Annotated in this window: 19 protein-coding genes; 6 read left to right on the forward strand and 13 right to left on the reverse strand. The window is 61.3% G+C overall.

The genetic code is table 11. From position 1 onward, the window contains the following. Positions 1-26 precede the first annotated feature (26 nt). Positions 27-1,679 carry a fumarate hydratase gene (locus AC1RKJ_RS06115; protein WP_492790183.1) on the reverse strand — a complete coding sequence of 551 codons (1,653 nt, stop codon included), beginning with the start codon at positions 1,677-1,679 and terminating at the stop codon, positions 27-29. A gap of 172 nt (positions 1,680-1,851) precedes the next feature. Here AC1RKJ_RS06115 and AC1RKJ_RS06120 point away from each other — a divergent pair, with 172 nt between their 5' ends. The 5 genes from AC1RKJ_RS06120 (at position 1,852) to AC1RKJ_RS06140 (ending at position 6,336) form a co-directional block, all read left to right on the forward strand. Continuing rightward, positions 1,852-2,391, forward strand: a complete 540-nt coding sequence (locus AC1RKJ_RS06120; RefSeq protein WP_492790184.1) for a hypothetical protein — start codon at positions 1,852-1,854, stop codon at positions 2,389-2,391. A 210-nt stretch (positions 2,392-2,601) separates the two neighbouring features. Beyond that, positions 2,602-3,084 (forward strand): hypothetical protein, encoded by a 483-nt coding sequence (locus AC1RKJ_RS06125; RefSeq protein ID WP_492790185.1) that lies wholly within the window; start codon positions 2,602-2,604, stop codon positions 3,082-3,084. A gap of 20 nt (positions 3,085-3,104) precedes the next feature. Next, on the forward strand, positions 3,105-4,532 hold the full coding sequence (locus tag AC1RKJ_RS06130) for a DUF8370 family protein (RefSeq protein WP_492790186.1): 1,428 nt from the start codon (positions 3,105-3,107) through the stop codon (positions 4,530-4,532). A gap of 967 nt (positions 4,533-5,499) precedes the next feature. Then, the gene (locus AC1RKJ_RS06135; RefSeq protein ID WP_492790187.1) at positions 5,500-5,676 is read left to right on the forward strand and encodes a hypothetical protein; all 177 of its coding nucleotides are present in this window, start codon (positions 5,500-5,502) and stop codon (positions 5,674-5,676) included. Between the two features lie 207 nt (positions 5,677-5,883). Continuing rightward, on the forward strand, positions 5,884-6,336 hold the full coding sequence (locus AC1RKJ_RS06140) for a hypothetical protein (RefSeq protein ID WP_492790188.1): 453 nt from the start codon (positions 5,884-5,886) through the stop codon (positions 6,334-6,336). An 11-nt stretch (positions 6,337-6,347) separates the two neighbouring features. Here AC1RKJ_RS06140 and AC1RKJ_RS06145 read toward each other — a convergent pair whose 3' ends face one another. Beyond that, positions 6,348-6,695: a hypothetical protein gene (locus AC1RKJ_RS06145; protein ID WP_492790189.1), complete on the reverse strand. Its 348-nt coding sequence runs from the start codon at positions 6,693-6,695 to the stop codon at positions 6,348-6,350. 206 nt (positions 6,696-6,901) lie between these two features. Between AC1RKJ_RS06145 and AC1RKJ_RS06150 the strand changes: the two genes are divergently transcribed. Continuing rightward, on the forward strand, positions 6,902-7,069 hold the full coding sequence (locus AC1RKJ_RS06150; protein ID WP_492790190.1) for a hypothetical protein: 168 nt from the start codon (positions 6,902-6,904) through the stop codon (positions 7,067-7,069). 4 nt (positions 7,070-7,073) lie between these two features. On the opposite strand, the gene AC1RKJ_RS06155 is transcribed toward AC1RKJ_RS06150, so the two are convergent. The 11 genes from AC1RKJ_RS06155 to flgC form a co-directional block, all read right to left on the reverse strand. After that, a complete protein-coding gene (locus AC1RKJ_RS06155; RefSeq protein WP_492790191.1) occupies positions 7,074-7,286 on the reverse strand; it encodes an LIM domain-containing protein in 213 nt (70 codons plus the stop codon). A 175-nt stretch (positions 7,287-7,461) separates the two neighbouring features. Then, positions 7,462-7,869 carry a (R)-mandelonitrile lyase gene (locus AC1RKJ_RS06160; RefSeq protein WP_492790192.1) on the reverse strand — a complete coding sequence of 136 codons (408 nt, stop codon included), beginning with the start codon at positions 7,867-7,869 and terminating at the stop codon, positions 7,462-7,464. A gap of 96 nt (positions 7,870-7,965) precedes the next feature. Beyond that, positions 7,966-8,673: a glutathione S-transferase gene (locus tag AC1RKJ_RS06165; protein ID WP_492790193.1), complete on the reverse strand. Its 708-nt coding sequence runs from the start codon at positions 8,671-8,673 to the stop codon at positions 7,966-7,968. A 66-nt stretch (positions 8,674-8,739) separates the two neighbouring features. Continuing rightward, positions 8,740-9,390: a lectin gene (locus AC1RKJ_RS06170; protein ID WP_492792656.1), complete on the reverse strand. Its 651-nt coding sequence runs from the start codon at positions 9,388-9,390 to the stop codon at positions 8,740-8,742. A 189-nt stretch (positions 9,391-9,579) separates the two neighbouring features. Then, positions 9,580-10,536: a Tim44 domain-containing protein gene (locus AC1RKJ_RS06175; protein WP_492790194.1), complete on the reverse strand. Its 957-nt coding sequence runs from the start codon at positions 10,534-10,536 to the stop codon at positions 9,580-9,582. Positions 10,537-10,710: 174 nt separating this feature from the next. Next, on the reverse strand, positions 10,711-13,269 hold the full coding sequence (cckA, locus tag AC1RKJ_RS06180) for a cell cycle histidine kinase CckA (RefSeq protein ID WP_492790195.1): 2,559 nt from the start codon (positions 13,267-13,269) through the stop codon (positions 10,711-10,713). 130 nt (positions 13,270-13,399) lie between these two features. Then, a complete protein-coding gene (flhB, locus tag AC1RKJ_RS06185; protein WP_492790196.1) occupies positions 13,400-14,473 on the reverse strand; it encodes a flagellar biosynthesis protein FlhB in 1,074 nt (357 codons plus the stop codon). Between the two features lie 9 nt (positions 14,474-14,482). Continuing rightward, the gene (gene fliR / locus AC1RKJ_RS06190; RefSeq protein ID WP_492790197.1) at positions 14,483-15,253 is read right to left on the reverse strand and encodes a flagellar biosynthetic protein FliR; all 771 of its coding nucleotides are present in this window, start codon (positions 15,251-15,253) and stop codon (positions 14,483-14,485) included. A 95-nt stretch (positions 15,254-15,348) separates the two neighbouring features. Beyond that, a complete protein-coding gene (gene fliQ / locus AC1RKJ_RS06195) occupies positions 15,349-15,612 on the reverse strand; it encodes a flagellar biosynthesis protein FliQ (protein WP_492790198.1) in 264 nt (87 codons plus the stop codon). Positions 15,613-15,653: 41 nt separating this feature from the next. Beyond that, positions 15,654-15,977 carry a flagellar hook-basal body complex protein FliE gene (fliE, locus tag AC1RKJ_RS06200; protein WP_492790199.1) on the reverse strand — a complete coding sequence of 108 codons (324 nt, stop codon included), beginning with the start codon at positions 15,975-15,977 and terminating at the stop codon, positions 15,654-15,656. A 16-nt stretch (positions 15,978-15,993) separates the two neighbouring features. Then, complete coding sequence (flgC, locus tag AC1RKJ_RS06205; protein WP_492790200.1) at positions 15,994-16,416, reverse strand: flagellar basal body rod protein FlgC; 423 nt, start codon at positions 16,414-16,416, stop codon at positions 15,994-15,996. Between the last annotated feature and the right edge of the window lie 27 nt (positions 16,417-16,443).

A 16,443-nucleotide genomic window follows, 5' to 3' on the forward strand; every position in this document is an offset into this window, starting at 1 on the left:
TCCCCGCAAGCGGGGCGAGGTAAGAGCTACCCCAAATTCAATTCCTTGAAGAAGTCGTTGCCCTTGTCATCCATGATGATAAAGGCCGGGAAATTCTCGACCTCGATGCGCCAGATCGCTTCCATGCCCAACTCTGGATATTCCACGAGTTCGACCTTCTTGATGCAGTGTTCGGCAAGGTTCGCCGCAGAGCCGCCGATCGAGCCCAGATAGAACCCGCCGTACTTCTTGCACGCGTCGCGCACCTGCGCCGAGCGGTTGCCCTTCGCCAGCATCACCATCGAGCCGCCCGCTGCCTGAAACTGATCAACAAAACTATCCATGCGCCCCGCCGTGGTCGGGCCGAACGCGCCGGACGCATAACCTTCCGGCGTCTTGGCCGGACCGGCGTAATACACCGGATGGTTCTTGAAATAATCCGGAAGCGGCTCGCCCTTCTCCAGACGTTCCCGCAGCTTGGAATGCGCAGAGTCGCGCGCCACGATCATGGTGCCGGTGAGCGACAGCCGCGTCTTGGTCGGATACTTCGTGAGCGTGCCAAGAATATCCTTCATCGGCTGGTTGAGATCGATCTGCACCACCTCGCCGCCGAGCTTCTCTTCCACTGCCGGCAGATACTGGGCGGGGTTGTGCTCCAGCTCTTCCAGATAGACACCGTCCTTCGTGATCTTGCCGAGCACCTGACGGTCCGCAGCACACGACACGCCCAATCCGATCGGCAATGACGCGCCGTGACGCGGCAGGCGGATCACGCGCACGTCGTGGCAGAAGTACTTGCCGCCGAACTGCGCGCCGACGCCGAGCGACTGCGTCATCTTGAGAACTTCCTGCTCCATCTCCAGATCGCGGAAGGCATTGCCGTCCGGCGAGCCGTGGGTCGGGAGTTCATCGAGATAGCGCGCCGAGGCGAGCTTCACCGTCTTCATGCAGAGTTCAGCCGAGGTGCCGCCGATCACGATGGCGAGGTGATACGGCGGGCACGCGGCGGTGCCGAGCGTCAGCACCTTTTCCTTCAGGAATGCATGAAGGCGATCCTTGGTCAGCAGCGACGGCGTGCCCTGAAACAGGAAGCTCTTGTTGGCGGAGCCGCCGCCCTTCGCCATGAACATGAACTTGTAGCTGTCATCGCCCTCGGCATAGATCTCGCACTGCGCCGGCATGTTGTTGGCGGTGTTCTTCTCCTCGAACATCGACAAGGGTGCGACCTGCGAATAGCGCAGGTTCCGGCGTAAGTAAGCGTCGCGCGCGCCCTCGCTCAGCGCGGCCTCGTCGTCGCCCTCGGTGATGACGCGAAAACCCTTCTTGCCCATGATGATCGCGGTGCCGGTGTCCTGGCACATCGGCAGGATGCCGCCGGCGGCGATGTTGGCGTTCTTCAAAAAGTCGAACGCGACGAACTTGTCGTTGTCGCTGGCCTCGGTGTCATCGAGAATCTTGCGCAACTGCGCCAGATGCCCCGGCCGCAGGTAGTGGTTGATGTCGCCGAAGGCGGCTTCCGACAGCGCGCGCAGCGCCTCGCGCGTCACCACCAGCATCTCCTTGCCCATCACCGTCTCGACGCGGACGCCGTCGCTGGTAATCTTGCGGTACGGTGTCTTGTCCGCCCCGAGCGGAAACAGCGGGGTGTGCTTGTAGGGCGGGACGGCTTTCGGCGCAGGCACTGGGATCGGAGCGTTCATGGAGGTCTCACGGTTCGAAAAAGCGCCGGTTTTTCAAGGGGACAGGCGCTGGAGGGCTGACGTTTGAACCGTTCTAATCGCTTTTCCGACAAAGGGAAGATGGCCAAAAGCTGCCCATGCCCCCTTGCAGGGCGGCCGTACGCCAGCCGCCGCGCCAGGAAAGATTAAGGACATGACGACCGCCACGCCGACCGCTGCTGCCGACACCTCGCCCGCCGCGCCCGAGCCAGTATTGCCGATGATGGGGCTTCGCATCGCGCTGATCGTCCTGGCGGTGATCGAGACGGTCCTCGGCATCTCCGACGCGCCGGTGCTGTTCGGCGACATGTCGCATATCGGATCGGGCATCGGCGGCGGGCTGATCAAGGCGCATCTGGCGGCGCATCCGGTGCTGGCGCTCGCCGCCATCGTGTTTGCCGCGATGGGCCGCGTGCGCCACGCCATCATAGCGCTCGGCGCCATCATCATCATGACATGGCTGAGCGACATGCCGTCGGTGGCCGCGCACGGACTCGAATTCAGGAGCGCGTTCTCCGCCGTCGAGACCCTTTCGAAGATCATCGCCTTTCCGCTGATGGCCGCCTGCGCCATCGCCTATGCTGCGCATAACGAACATCTTGGCCGCGCCACGCTGCTGGTCGCCGTCCCGACGCTGTTCGGCATCGTCATGATCGTCGGCTTTGCCGTCGGCGTGATGATTTACGGGTTTTGACTTTGCTTACCTCTCCCCGCCTGCGGGGAGAGGTCGCGAGCCGTCAGGCGAGCGGGTGAGGGGCAAGCCCGTGTGGCCCCTCACCCGGAGCCTTCGCTTCGCGAAGCCTCCGACCTCTCCCCGTAAACGGGGAGAGGTGAAGATGGCACCCCTCACCTCGCACACCTTGCACAAACGTAACGCGCGCGCTTCAATGGCGCGGGGGACACCATGACACAACGCATCGCATTTTCCGGATTTACGGCCGCAGCAGCGGCGCTCGTGCTGGCCGTGGCCGCGCTTGGCGTCACCCCTGCCCGCGCCGACCGCTGCGACGATCTGGCGAAGGACCTCGCGGGGCAGATCCCGGGGCTCAAGGTCGGCAAGACGGTCGCCGGCGTGATCTATCTCGAACACCCGGCGGTGAAGCAGGCCTCGCTCGGCTGCCAGAGCCGCAACCGCAGCAACGACGTGTTCGCCTCCACCGACAAGAAGAAGCCCGACGACGCCTATTACGATTTCATCGGAACGGCGTCGGCGCTGGTGTTCACGATTCCGAAGAAGGACGCGGAGAACGGCGCGCGCCGCTGCGTCAAGCGCACCAACATCATCCGCGGCTACAACATTGATTCACGCTACCGCCGCCTCGACATCCACTGCACCGTCGCCAAGACCGGTGTGCGGATCACGATGTCGCGCGAAAAGGGTGTGTGAGGGCAACATAGGAGCTCAACTTGGCTCGCATCTCGAATCCAATTCTATTTAGTCAAGAATTCAAGGTTGATCCAAAAAAAATCGACAAACTAGGCTTGCTTGATCCCATCCTCACTGCCGATACGAAGCTATTTATTGACCCCGTACTTTTGGAATCAAGCAAGCACCCATTAATTAAATCAAAGGGAGTTGCTCAGTTTGCTGAGCATTTTGGAAAAGTCATTCAACTGCTTCAACATTCGAAGACAATCGGCGATGTTGCTTGGCGAAATTCCGCGCGTTTGCTCAAACTTGATGAGAGACCAGAACTCTGCTTGGGCTTTGGTGGCGGCACTACGCGGGGCAGAGATATACCTAAAAACATCCAAAACGCCATTTTGCGCACAGCGAAGGAAATTATCGATCTAGGAATCGTGGACCCCGAACTGTTCAGTTTGGTTGGACTTCTTGAGGAAGGCGTCGGACCCGACACAATAGGCGATATGACTGCTAATGCACTTCTACCTGTACTTGTTGAGTTGACAGCGGACGCGGCTCGCAAATTAGGCATAAAGACCAAGCTGCAATTCGTCGACGGCATCGAAGCGAAGTTACCTTACAATAAATACTCCGGAAAACCTCAGCTATTGGCGCCGAACGATATTCTCAGAGACTTACCCATAGCATCTGACTGGTCTGACATTGAAACGGCAGCAATCGAAAATCAAAAAATTCGAGATCGCGTGAATAAATATCTAGGCAATGTTTGGATGATCTCGGGCAAAAAACAAAAGGACCAACTTCGGGCAAGTGCCTTAAAAGATCAAAAATCATTCAAAGCCCTCATGGCGGCGGCATACAACCTCAGTGAGGATTCCTACGACTTTGAAGCTGACCCCGAAGGACATCGTATATTCAGAGAAGCCTTAGCCGAGGTCGGAAAAAAATTCCCACTTAAAATTAAGAAGCCCGCGACCAAAACTCATAAAGAGTTACGCTCCATAGTAGATACAATCGTTGAACACTTCAGGGAGCTTATCGAGTCCAATGGCATCAACTATCTTTTATGGAATGGAAACAAACCGCGCACTGAGAAAGCCGCACAACGACTCTTTTTCGCGATTGCCGACGTCTATTGCAGGGCAAATAATTTAGATATTAGCCCCGAAACGGACAGCGGTGGCGGTCCGGTAGATTTCAAATTCTCTTCCGGATATGCCGGACGAATACTTGTCGAGCTCAAATTATCTACCGGTGCTGTGGTACACGGCTACAAGACACAAATCCAAGTTTACACCACCGCCGCTAAAGCGTTCGACGCTATTTTCCTCATCATAGATGTGGGTAAAATCGGCAAGAAACTTGAGACGATATTTGAGGCAAAAAACGCAGCCGCAAAGCGCGGTGATAAAACTTCCGATATCGTCGTCGTGGACGCGAGCGTTAAACCCTCCGCCAGCGCCAGATAACACCGCAGCTATTGACATTTTTGATCTAAAGACTATATTCCTATTCATCCCGCCCCGTCATGAGGGGCGTTTCGCGATCGTCACGATACGCGGGGCGGGATGCGGTGGCGCGGCAGCGTCAGGCGCGCGCGAGGATGGCGGGGCGCGTTCCTTGTACAAAGGGCGTGTGAACCATCCGAGCAAGCGCTAGACGGACCACGCTGTGCGCGGGATTGCGGGCGGCAACGCTTGCATGACCGCGCAACATCCGCGCCGGCCCAAGTCGTGTGGTCCTGCGAAATCCGGTCTGCCCCGTTTGCTTCCAACCGGAAGCATCGGCCTCAGCGGAGACGACGGTGACAGCCCACGGGCGTTCGCCGGGGAGAGCACGAAGCAAGCCGGAGCACCACCGCGTGCGGAACGCCGGATGTAACCGGCGCAACCGTGGTGACTACGCTCGTGTGCTTTTTACTTTTGCACACGGGGCTGCGGATGCGTTGGCGCATCCGGCGTTCCGCGCGCCCTCATTTGGGTGCAAGGCGCATGAGATGAATTCGGGCGCCCCCGCGCCGTCACAACAACAGGGGTGATCGCGCACGGCTGTTTGAAAATTGAATCTGGGATTCGGAGTAAGGCAATGCGCTCGCTCACCCACGATGTCGTCCCCGCGAAAGCGGGGACCCATAACCACCGGATGTAACGTGCGAAGGAAAGAATTGGCCCGCTATCGCGACAACATCGAGTGCCCCGAAGTATGGGTCCCCGCCTTCGCGGGGACGACGTGGAGAGAAATCGCGCGGAACAACGGATCATGACGATTGGCGAGCGCACGTACGGACAAAATTGTTCCCCTCGCCGCGCTCACGCCCGCTTAACCATGGCTGTGCGGCATGACAAACCGTCACATTCGCGCATGAACCGAATGGTAACGTCCAGCGACTAAGAGACGGCCCTAACCAAGAGACGCTTGAAGTCGCAGGGACGGACAATGCTCAAGGATATTCTGGTGACATCGGACGAGGAAGCGCAGCGCCTGCTGGCCGCGTTCCGGTCGATTCCCAACATGCAGGGCCGACTCAAGATCGTCGAACTCGCCGAACGCATGGCGCGGGAAAAATGCGCCGCGCGCATGGGCGCGAAGGCACCCGTTCACATGAGCCGCTGATCGGCGCCAGGATTTTCGCGAGAAGCGTCCAGGCGCACCATCTGAAAACCAAATCGGGGCGTTGCGCGCAGCGCGTTGTCGTCGGTGTCGCGGGGCTTCTTCGTTTCACGAAAAGGTGACGGCGCGCCATCATATCAACGCCGCCCTGAGAGCATTACCTTTTTATCACCGCGCATCACCCGGTTGATCCGAACAGGAGTAACCGCAATGTGTGATTATAGCCTGCATGCCGTCGCAAGCCGGCCCGCCAGGGTTGGCGAGCGGTTGGTCTCCACAAAATTCCCCCTGACAGTCACCCGTGGCTTCACCGGCGAAGGCGAGCCGAATGTCGCTGTCTGTGTCCGCCCCGGCACCGAACTCGCGTTCGACCGGGCGGTCGATTTCGACGGCGCGTTCTTCAGGAAAAAGGTTCGTCATACCGTCGCGCGGTTCCGGACCGTCGATCTCGACAATCCGAACCGGCACCATGACGCGCTGGAATTTCCCGATGGACAGCTCGTGTTGCTGACCCAGCTCGATCCCGGTCAGTGGGCGACGGTGCTGCAACTCCCGGCCGTGCCGATGCGTGAAGCACAGCCAGAGACGACGGAAACCACGGCTTCGGAAGCGGCTGCTGCGGAAACCGCAGCTTCGCGCTTTGGGAGTTCGCTGATCTACTAAGGCGGGTCGGCTCAGGCCGCGACGCAGCTCTTCACATAAACCCGGCGGGCCGCGCCGCGCAGCTTCTGGTCGATGGCCTGCTTGAGGCATTCGACGCGCGCCTGCGCCACGCAAAGCTGCATCTGGTCGCGCGCCTGATGCTTGCCGAGATGTTTCGGCGCAATCGACTGGCGGCAGGTCTCGCGCTTGCCGACACGCATCACCGGCGGCGACTTGCTATCGGTCGGCACTGCATAAGCGAGCTTGGTGCCCTCAGGCTGCACTGACGCGATGGCGTTCGGCAGCGGGTTCTGCGCAACGGCGACATAGATCGCGCCCCCGAGCAGGGCTGCGTAGATGGCGGGGGTGACGATGCGCATCGGTCCTCCTGCTGGGTGATTGGGGTGAGACCTCAACAGACAGCGTGAATGCGACAGCATTGCGGCAACGGCGGCGATTCGGGAACCCTCCTGCCCGCGCGCGGTTGGCCCCCGTCAAAGGAAACCCCGCCGATGCGATCCAGGCTGCTGCATAACGCGACGGCCAGCGCACTTTCGCGGTCATCCTCGCCACTGGCGACGAGGTAATGGCCTGCCTCACGGATTTCGTGACCCGCGAAAAGATTACCGCCGCGCAGATCAGCGCCATCGGCGCGCGCCCCACTCTCGAAGTCATCCTGACCGAAAGCCCGGCGCATCTGCGCAAGCGGCATGATCCGGAATCCGGTCTCGCGCTGATCCGCACCGACGCGTGAAGATTCAGGCGGCTATTGCTGGCTGCGGAACTGGAACCTCCAGCGCCTCGGATTTGAGGATCGCGATCGTCACGAACTGATAATCGCAAGCCTTGCATGACCAGAGGTACGAGACACGGTTGCGCTCGCGCTCCGACCAGAGCGGCGAGCTAATCAGCGTGCCGCATTGGGCACAGGGATTTTTGTTGAGAAGAAAGCTGCAATCCGATGCTGCCATGACGCACCTCCCAGACCGCGAAACTAAATGCGCGAGAGAGCAACCCGTCAAGCGCAATCGACATTGCGCCGCGCAACAGGATGCGTCAGCGTTTCAGACATGTTTCCAAACGAAATGATAAGCACGATCTCGCGGAAAAATGCGACAGGCGCATAACCGCGACACCACAACGCGATCACTCCACCGGGTTTTCCGCATACTGCGCGTCGGTGACATGCTCGAGCCATGTCGCGAAGCTGCCGTTCTCGGACTCCTGCATCGCGAGGTGAGTCATCAGGCTGGTTGGTGCTGCGCCATGCCAGTGCTTTTCGCCGGGCGGAATCCACACCACGTCGCCGGGGCGAATCTCGCGCACGGGCTCGCCTTCGGTCTGCACGCGTCCGCGGCCGGAGAGCACATAAAGTGTCTGGCCAACAGGATGGGTGTGCCACGCGGTGCGCGCGCCGGGCTCGAAGGTCACGCGCGTCGCATTGAGACGTCCGGGCGCAGGCGTCTCAATCACCGGGTCCTGCCACACGGTGCCGGTGAAATAGGATGCGGGCGCGCGCTTGGTCGGCACGGAGCCGGATGGGGTGATCTTCATGGGAAACTCCTCAGATGCCGGAAGGCGTCGCTGCTCAACGAGCGTTTCAGGCGGGGAAAGTCAAGGCGTTGAACATTCACATTCGACGGAAGCGCTTCAGCCGTCCAGCGCCTTGTAGCGGCGGAAGATGCCGTCCTCATTGAACGGAATGCGCCGCTCGCTTGCGAGGTAGGCCTTGATGTTGGGCCGCGCCGCGACCCGGTCATGCAGTTCGATCACGCGCGGCACCTTGCGCTCGAAGCGTTTCATGTTGTTCGGAAACGCATAGCGCAGGCCCTCGACGATCTGGAACAGCGACAGGTCTGCGTAAGACAGCCTGCGGCCGTTGAGATAGGGCCCGCCGCTGCCATCGATCAATCGCTCGAAATAGCCGAGGAATTTCGGCACGCGCTCGCTCCAGAATTCCCCGGTGCGTTTCTTCGCGGCGGGCCGCTGGTCTTCATAATAAAGCGTCGGCCCGAGCGGATGATGGGTGTCGTGAACCTCGACGACAAAATCGGCAATGGTCAGCTGAAGTTGATGCACCCAGAGACGCTGCGCTTCGGCTTTCGGCGCAAGACCATGACGCGCGCCGAGATAGAGAAGGATGTTCGCGGTCTGCCCGATCACGAGCTTGCCGGCTTTCAGAAACGGAGGCGCGAACGGCGGCGTCACACCGCGTCCTTTCATCATCGCCATCATCCTGCTTACGCCGCCGCTGCGCCGGGCGGCATCGACATAATCCGCGCCGGCGTCTTCCAGCGCGAGGCGGACATATTCGCCGCGTCCCTGAATGGTCGGCCAGTAGTAAAGTTCATAGCGCATGGAAACCTCAAAACGGTTTCGGCGCGGAGAGCCTCCGCGCCGAGTGGTCAACGTCTTTCGTGAAAATCAGTTCGACGCGAAACAATACAAGAGCCCGTCGCCGCCGGTGCTCTTCAGATCGTTCTGCGAACAGCCGCCATCCGGTCCCCGCGAACCGTGCGAAGAATTCCAGGATTTCGATGCGTCGTCATCGCGCAATCCGATGCGATCGGAATGACCGACCACAGCCGAGCCCTGCGTGCTGCTTGTCCAGTTCTTGCAGGTCTTGTCGTCGCCGGCTGCGAAGGCGGTTCCGTCGGGCTGCGATCCGGTCAGAACGTCATGCCGGTTTGGCGTATCGCCGCGGCCGTTGATGACCTCGCCCTTCTCGTTCAGAGCCGACTGCTTGGTCAACGCGTTGGCGCCGTGCAGGTCCGCAACATCCTTGGCGACCACCTCACCCTTCGCGTTGGTCCACGGCCCCTTCCCGATCCGGTCCTTGGCGTTGATTGCGGGCTTGCCGTCGGCGGCCTGTGTCGAGAGATACGCGCGCCAGGTCTTCGCACCGGCGCCGGCCGCCTGCGCCAGTGTCTGGCATTGATTATCCGCGCCGGCCAATCCGCCGAGATTGCCGCCGTTGCCGATCGGGGTGCTGGTGATGAAGAATGTCATGTTCGCCTGCTGCGCATGAACCGGCGCGGTTGCGAAAACAACGAGTGAAGCTGCAATGATCGACAATCTGGACACTTATCTCTCCCTTTGAAATTTTCTTGAATAATTGGACGTTCCTGGACGCGCTTCTTTGAACGCGCGGTGAGCTAAGTTCAACACACAACGGCGCGACTTATTCCCGGGCCTCCGGTGATCGACAAACGAAAAGGCGCCGCGCGAGCGCGACGCCTTGATCTGGACTGGAACCGAAGCGGCTCAGGCGTACTGGATCGCCGACACTTCCCATCCGCTGCCGGGACGCCGCGTGAACGTCCACACGTCGGTGACTTCAGTCGGCGTGTCGCCGCCTTCGACGACCTTGCCGCTGGCGATCTCGACGGTCTTGTCGATCAGCGAGAAGCGCAGCGCCACGGTTGCGTAGTCGGTCGGGCCTTCACGCCAGGCTTCCGCAAGATCGCCCTGCAGCAGCTTGACATCGGACACGGTATTGACCACGCCGCGCTCCTTGTTCGCGTTGAGGTCCGAGGTGAAGTAGGACACCATCTCGGGCGTCGCCAGCGTGTGCAGCTTGGCGATATCCTGATTGGACCATGCGGTGTTGACCTCGCCGAGCAGGCGCTCGAACGAGTCATAGTCATCTGGCGTGATTTCGAGCGGTGCGTCGCCCGAACCGCCGCCAAAGCCAAAGCCTGTCCGCATGCTCGCGAGCGGGCCCTGCTGCTGCGCAGGCGCCGGGCCGGGAGCGGCCGAGGCACCGGCATAGGCCGGCGCATTGCGGCGCTTCCACCACGACATGGCGAGCCGCACCACAAGATAGACCAGTCCGAGCTGGATGATCAGGCCGAAGATCGACGACAGGCTGCCGAGACCGCTGAACAGGCCACCGCCGAACAGCATGCCGAGCAGACCGGCGCCAAGGAAGCCGGCGGCGAGACCGCCGAGCAGGCCGGGCCGATTGAGGAAGCCGCCGGCTGCGGGTGCAGCGGCAGGAGCCTTCGTGCCAGGCTGGGTGATGCTGCGCTGGATGGGCTGCGCGCTGTTGGGCGCGGTCGCCGTGGACGGCGGCGCGGAGTATGTCCGCGAACCGCGGCTGCCGCCGCTGCTGACGCGGGCATCAACCGACGACGAGACGGCAATCACCAACGGCATCGCCACGGCCGCGACAACGGCCAGCGTTTTGATGACGGCGCGGATGCGCTTTGGAAAAATCATGTTCGTTCCCTCTCAGCCCTCATTGGGGCGACGTTCCCCCGGCGGGGACACGTCCTAACATGGGCACCGGCGGAGGAAAGGGAAGCAGATACGCACGGAACCGGCTGCGGCGCTCAGTCGCGGGCCACCCTCAGAGGCGTTTTGGCGCCCCGTTGTGCCCAATTGTGACAGTTTTCAGGACGCCGCCGTCATCGTTTCCTTCACCGCTGCGACAAGCTGGCTCAGCGTGAAAGGCTTGGGAAGGAAGTTGAACTGCTGGTTCTCGGGCAGGCTCTTCTCGAAAGCATCCTCGGCGTATCCGGACACGAAGATGATTCGCAGATCGGGATTGCGCTTGCGCATCTCGATCAACATGGTTGGGCCGTCCATTTCCGGCATCACCACGTCGGACACCACGAGATCGACAGCGCCTTCTTCACGCTCCAGCGCTTCCAGCGCATCGAGACCGTTCTCCGCCTCGATCACCGTGTAACCACGCGAGCGCAGGCCACGCGCATTCAGTGAGCGCAATCCGTCCTCGTCCTCGACCAGCAGGATGGTGCCCTGTCCGGTAAGATCCGGCGCCTTGGTTTTGGCCGCGACGCTCGCTGCAACTTCGCTGGCAGCGATCTCCTGAACCGTTTCCACCTCGGGGTGATGACGCGGCAGGAAAATCCGGAATGTCGTGCCGTGGTCCGGTATCGAGTCGACATAAATGAAGCCGCCGGTCTGCTTGACGATGCCGTAGACCGTGGACAGGCCGAGGCCCGTTCCCTTGCCGACTTCCTTGGTCGAGAAAAACGGTTCGAAAATCTTGTCGACGATGTCGGCCGGAATGCCGCTGCCGGTGTCGGCAACCTCGATCGCGACGTAATCGGCTGCGGGCATCCCCTTGTACTCGGGCCGCTCGGAATCCCTGGCGGAGACATTGGCCGTGCGGATGGTCAGCTTGCCGCCATCGGGCATCGCGTCTCGCGCGTTCACCGCGAGATTGACGATGACCTGCTCGAATTGCGAGAGGTCGGCCTTCACCGGCCACAGGTCGCGGCCATAGACGAACTCGGGCTTCACCTTCTCGCCGAGCAATCGCTTCAGCAGCACGTTGAGGTCGGACAGCACGTCACCGATGTCGAGCACCTGCGGACGCAGCGTCTGCTTGCGCGAGAACGCCAGCAGCTGCCGCACCAGCGCGGCGGCCCGGTTGGCGTTCTGCTTGATCTGCATGATGTCCTGGAACGACGGATCGGTCGGTTTGTGCGCGTTCAGCAGGAAGTCGTTCGCCATCATGATGGCGGAGAGCACGTTGTTGAAATCGTGGGCGATGCCGCCGGCGAGCTGACCCACAGCCTGCATCTTCTGCGACTGCGCGAAGCTGTTTTCCAGCGTGCGTTTCTCGGTGGTCTCGAACAGGTAGACGATCGCCGCCTCGGCGTCGCGCGCGTCCTGCTCCACGGACGTGACGAAGAACTGGCCCCAGCGCTCCTTGGCGCTGTCCAGCATCGCCTCGACCGGCGGAATGTCGCCCTGCCCGTCGGCAGCCTTGTTGATCGCAGCGACCAGTTCGCCGCGTTCACGCTCGTTGACCACCGCGAAGATCGACTTGCTGGCGCCGCCGGCCGGCGAGAGGCTCTGGGTGAGCTTCGCAAAGCGGGCATTGGCGCGCACGACGTTGCCCGACTTGTCGACGGTCGCAATCGCCATCGGCGTGTGGTCGAAGAAGCGCATGAAGCGCACTTCCGCCGCGCGCTGCGGGTCCGCATGATCGTCGCGCGCGCGGTTGATCACCAGCGTTCGCGACGCGCCGGGCGCACCGTCCGCGCCGAACGCCAGCTTGTGATAGAGCCGCGCCGGCATGGTCTTGCCGTTGCGCATCCTAAGATCGAGATCGAACACCTCGGTTTTGACTTCGCCCGGCTCCGGCACGATCGACGTCAGAAGCGACGCTCCGTCGCCGGACATGATGTCGGCAACTTTCAGCCCGCCGGAGCCGATTTCAGCAAGATCGTAGTCCAGCCAGTTGGCGAGCGTCGCGTTGACGTAGACGAGCTCGCCCGCCGCGTTAACCGAGAAGAAGCCGCAGGGCGCGTGATCGAGATACTCGATGGCGTGCTGCAATTCCTGGAAGACGTCTTCCTGGCGCTCGCGGTCGCGGGTGATGTCGGCGACTGACCAGACAGCGAACTTCGACTGGCGCTTGTCGGACGCCAGCGGGCGGACGCGCATCCGCAGCCAGCGGCCATGCGCATTATCCACGCCCGCGACGCGAACCTCTTCCTGCTGGCGCTTGCCTTCACGCGCCGCCTTGAGCAGGCGAAACACGGCTTCGGAAACATCCGGGTTGCCGATGAAAACCCGCTCCACCGGGCGTACCTCGTTGGGACTGGACGCTCCGGTGAGCGCGAGATAGGCGGTGTTGGCATAAACGACATGGCCGCGCTGATCGGTCACCGCGAGCCCGTCGAACGCATGATCGGCGATCGGGCGCGTGATCGGGTCTTCCGCGAGGCGGTCGGCGAACCTGACGATGCCTGCGGCGAAGGCGAACAGGGTGAACAGCCCGACCATGGCAAGCAAGGCCAGCAGCGCCAGAATGTAGGGCTGGGCCTGACTGCGGCCCAGCGTCATGAAGGCCACCGCCGCGGCAATGATCGCGCCCGCCACCAGCAGCACCAGCAGGATGCTGCCGCCGCGCCGCGCCGGTTCAAGCGGAGTGGCAAAGGAGGAACGCAGATCGCCGTCTGTGTCGGTTGTCATCGCAGCCTGTTGGAAATCGGCTTCACAAGCCCCTGAGTGCCTGAATCGGGCATCCCGACGCAAGATACATTACGACCGCGCCAACAGCCGCGCTAGAGGAGCGGCCATGCGGCCTTGGCCAAATCCTTGATTACCCAAGGCCCGTCACCCCGCGCCGCAGGCGCATGACGTAGCCGATCACCTCGGCGACCGCGTGATAGTGTTCGACCGGAATTTCGTCATCGATCTCGACGCTTGCGTGAAGCGCGCGGGCGAGCGGAACATTCTCGACAATGGGCACATTGTGAAGGCCCGCGATCTCCCTGATCTTCAGCGCGAGCACATCGATGCCCTTGGCCACGCAAATCGGTGCGGCCATGCCCTTCTCGTATTTCAGCGCGACCGCGTAGTGCGTCGGGTTTGTGATGATGACCGAAGCACTTGGAACCGCCGCCATCATGCGTTTCTTCATGCGGGCGAAGCGGATCTGCCGGATGCGGCCCTTGATATGAGGATCGCCTTCGGACTGCTTGTACTCTTCCTTCATTTCCTGGAACGACATTTTCTGCCGCTCGAACCACTGCCGGTACTGGAACAGGTAATCGAGCGTGGCGACCACGGCGAGCATCGCCACCACGGTTCCCATCAACTGCACGGAAATCGTCTTGGTCACCGTCAGAAGGGATATCGGATCGAACCGGACCATGGCGTCGAGGCGGTGGCGTTCGGGCCACAGCACCAGGGCCATGACGACGCCGACCGCGATCACCTTGAAAACGCCCTTGAGGAAGTTCGCGCCCGCCTGCTTGCCGAACAGCCGGGCAGCGCCCGCCGCCGGCGAAATCTTGCTGAACTTCGGGGTGAGCGGATCCGCCGACCACACCAGCCGATGCTGGATCAGGTTGCTGCCGATGCCGGCGATCAGCAGCAGCAGCAGCGGAATTCCCAGTACGCCGATCAGCATCATCTCGATCCGGGTCAAAAGCGACAGCAATCCGGGGCCATCGACGCGAATCTGATGCATGTTCATCAGAAGATTGCGCATCGGCACTTCAATGCCGATGCTGATCGATCCCGAGAACGACGACAGCAGCAACGTCGAGGCCGCGATCACGAACCAGGTATTGACCTCCTGACTTTTGGCGACATCGCCCTTTTCCAGCGCATCGTCGAGACGTTTTTGCGTGGGGTCTTGTGTTTTTGATTCTTTATCCTCGTCGGCCATGCCCTGCCCTCAGCTTCGCGGCGCGAGGGAAATGAGGACACCGCTGAAATAGTCGAGGAACGTGCCCATCATGGTGGCGATGACGACGGCGAGAATCAGGAACCCGCCCAGAATGGAAAGCGGCACACCGACGAAGAAGACCTGCATCTGCGGCATCAGCCGCGCCAGCACGCCGAGACCGAGGTTGAAGACCAGGCCGAACACAATGAACGGCGCGGACAACTGGATACCGATCTTGAACGCGGTTGCGAAAGCCTTGGTCGCCAGCGCCGCGACGTCGCCGCTCGGCATCAGCTCGCCCGGGGAGAAGGCGTTGTAGCTCTCGTTCAACGCTGCGATCACCAGATGGTGCATGTCAGTCGCGAACAGCAGGGTCAGTCCCAGCAACGTCAGGAAGTTGCCGATCAGCGCGCCCTGCTGACCTTGCGTCGGATCGATCGTGGTCACGAAACCAAGGCCGAGCTGCTGCGCGATGACCGAGCCCGCAACCGCCAGCGCCGACAGCGTCACCCGCGCGGTCGCCCCGAGCACGACGCCGATGATGATCTCATGAACCATCAGCACCAGCAGCGGCGCCATCGAGGTCATGTCGACCTGATAGGCGCTGCGGTGAAGCGGCAGGATGATGAGCGTGAGCGCCAGCGCGATGGCCAGCCGGACCCGGACAGGGATATTGGCTTCACCGAATCCGGGGAGCAGCATCACCATGGCGCCGATACGCGCAAACACCAGCATGAATGCCGCGGCAAGCGCCGGAAGCAGCGAGATATCGACACGCATGGAAGACTTGCCTCGGAAGGACTTGCCTCTGGAAGACCTTTGAACGTCCAGCCTCTGAACATCAGATCCTGGAACATCAGGCCTTCAATCATGCGCTAGCCGCCGATGATTCGCGACGATATCCGCAGCATCTGGCTGTTCAGCGCATCGGCCATGTAGGGCAGCGCCAGCACCAGCGTGACGAAAATCGCGAGAATTTTTGGCACGAACACCAGCGTCTGCTCCTGAATTTGCGTCAGCGCCTGAATCAGCGAGATCACCACGCCGACCACGAGGCCGACGATCAGGAGCGGCGACGACACCTTTACGATGGTCCAGATTGCATCGCGCGACACGTCGAGAACTTCGGCACCAGTCATTTCAATCCCCTGCCCGCAGGCACGTCACAAAGTCCGGAAAATCAGATCGGCATCCGCATGATGTCTTCGTATGACTGGATCACGCGATCGCGCACCGACACCAGCGTCGAGACGGCGACGTCGGTTTCGGCCACCGCGGTCACGACGTCCATGACGTTGGCCTTGCCCTGCGCCATCGCGATGGTCTGCGCGTCGGATTTTTTGCCCGCATCCATGACGTTGCCGAGCGTTTCCTTGAGCAGCGCGCCAAACGACACGCCGCCGGTTTCTCCCGCCTTGCCGGCGCCGCTCGCGGCTCCCCCGGCAGACTCCATGATTTTCGCAAGGCTTGCATAGGCATTGGCAGCGACTGTTGGCGAAGCCATGAGTTATTTCCCTTTGTCAGGCCTTGAGGATGTCGAGGGTGCGCTGGATCATGCGGCGCGTGGCGGAAATGATGTTGAGATTGGCTTCGTAGGACCGCTGCGCTTCGCGCATGTCGGTCATTTCGACCAGCGGGTTCACGTTGGGGTATTTAACGTTGCCGTTGGCATCGGCCACCGGGTTGCTTGGCTCGTGCTTGACGCGGAATTCGGAATTGTCCGGCTTGATCTTGCCGAGGGTGACGACCCGCGCGTCGAGAGTACGGTCGAGTTCGGAAGAGAACGTCGGCACCTTGCGGCGATACGGGTCCGCACCAGCAGTTTTCGCGGTGGAATCCGCGTTGGCGATGTTTTCGGAAATCACCCGCATCCGGCCCGCCTGCGCGCGCAGACCCGATGTCGCGATGCTCATCGACCGCAGAAAATCATTGCCGTCGCTCATGACCTTGCTCCTTTAAACGCGATCATG

It is taken from the genome of Afipia sp. GW822-FHT04G07, assembly GCF_058800765.1.

Excerpts from the sequence above, each read along its gene's own strand:
- AC1RKJ_RS06115 (WP_492790183.1), bottom strand. The coding sequence starts at position 1,679 with ATGAACGCTCCGATCCCAGTGCCTGCGCCGAAAGCCGTCCCGCCCTAC.
- flhB (WP_492790196.1), bottom strand. The coding sequence starts at position 14,473 with ATGGCCGACGAGGATAAAGAATCAAAAACACAAGACCCCACGCAAAAA.
- AC1RKJ_RS06140 (WP_492790188.1), top strand. The coding sequence starts at position 5,884 with ATGTGTGATTATAGCCTGCATGCCGTCGCAAGCCGGCCCGCCAGGGTT.
- fliE (WP_492790199.1), bottom strand. The coding sequence starts at position 15,977 with ATGGCTTCGCCAACAGTCGCTGCCAATGCCTATGCAAGCCTTGCGAAA.
- AC1RKJ_RS06120 (WP_492790184.1), top strand. The coding sequence starts at position 1,852 with ATGACGACCGCCACGCCGACCGCTGCTGCCGACACCTCGCCCGCCGCG.
- AC1RKJ_RS06155 (WP_492790191.1), bottom strand. The coding sequence starts at position 7,286 with ATGGCAGCATCGGATTGCAGCTTTCTTCTCAACAAAAATCCCTGTGCC.
- fliR (WP_492790197.1), bottom strand. The coding sequence starts at position 15,253 with ATGCGTGTCGATATCTCGCTGCTTCCGGCGCTTGCCGCGGCATTCATG.
- cckA (WP_492790195.1), bottom strand. The coding sequence starts at position 13,269 with ATGACAACCGACACAGACGGCGATCTGCGTTCCTCCTTTGCCACTCCG.
- AC1RKJ_RS06160 (WP_492790192.1), bottom strand. The coding sequence starts at position 7,869 with ATGAAGATCACCCCATCCGGCTCCGTGCCGACCAAGCGCGCGCCCGCA.
- AC1RKJ_RS06145 (WP_492790189.1), bottom strand. The coding sequence starts at position 6,695 with ATGCGCATCGTCACCCCCGCCATCTACGCAGCCCTGCTCGGGGGCGCG.
- AC1RKJ_RS06125 (WP_492790185.1), top strand. The coding sequence starts at position 2,602 with ATGACACAACGCATCGCATTTTCCGGATTTACGGCCGCAGCAGCGGCG.
- AC1RKJ_RS06150 (WP_492790190.1), top strand. The coding sequence starts at position 6,902 with ATGGCCTGCCTCACGGATTTCGTGACCCGCGAAAAGATTACCGCCGCG.
- fliQ (WP_492790198.1), bottom strand. The coding sequence starts at position 15,612 with ATGACTGGTGCCGAAGTTCTCGACGTGTCGCGCGATGCAATCTGGACC.
- AC1RKJ_RS06135 (WP_492790187.1), top strand. The coding sequence starts at position 5,500 with ATGCTCAAGGATATTCTGGTGACATCGGACGAGGAAGCGCAGCGCCTG.
- AC1RKJ_RS06165 (WP_492790193.1), bottom strand. The coding sequence starts at position 8,673 with ATGCGCTATGAACTTTACTACTGGCCGACCATTCAGGGACGCGGCGAA.
- AC1RKJ_RS06175 (WP_492790194.1), bottom strand. The coding sequence starts at position 10,536 with ATGATTTTTCCAAAGCGCATCCGCGCCGTCATCAAAACGCTGGCCGTT.
- flgC (WP_492790200.1), bottom strand. The coding sequence starts at position 16,416 with ATGAGCGACGGCAATGATTTTCTGCGGTCGATGAGCATCGCGACATCG.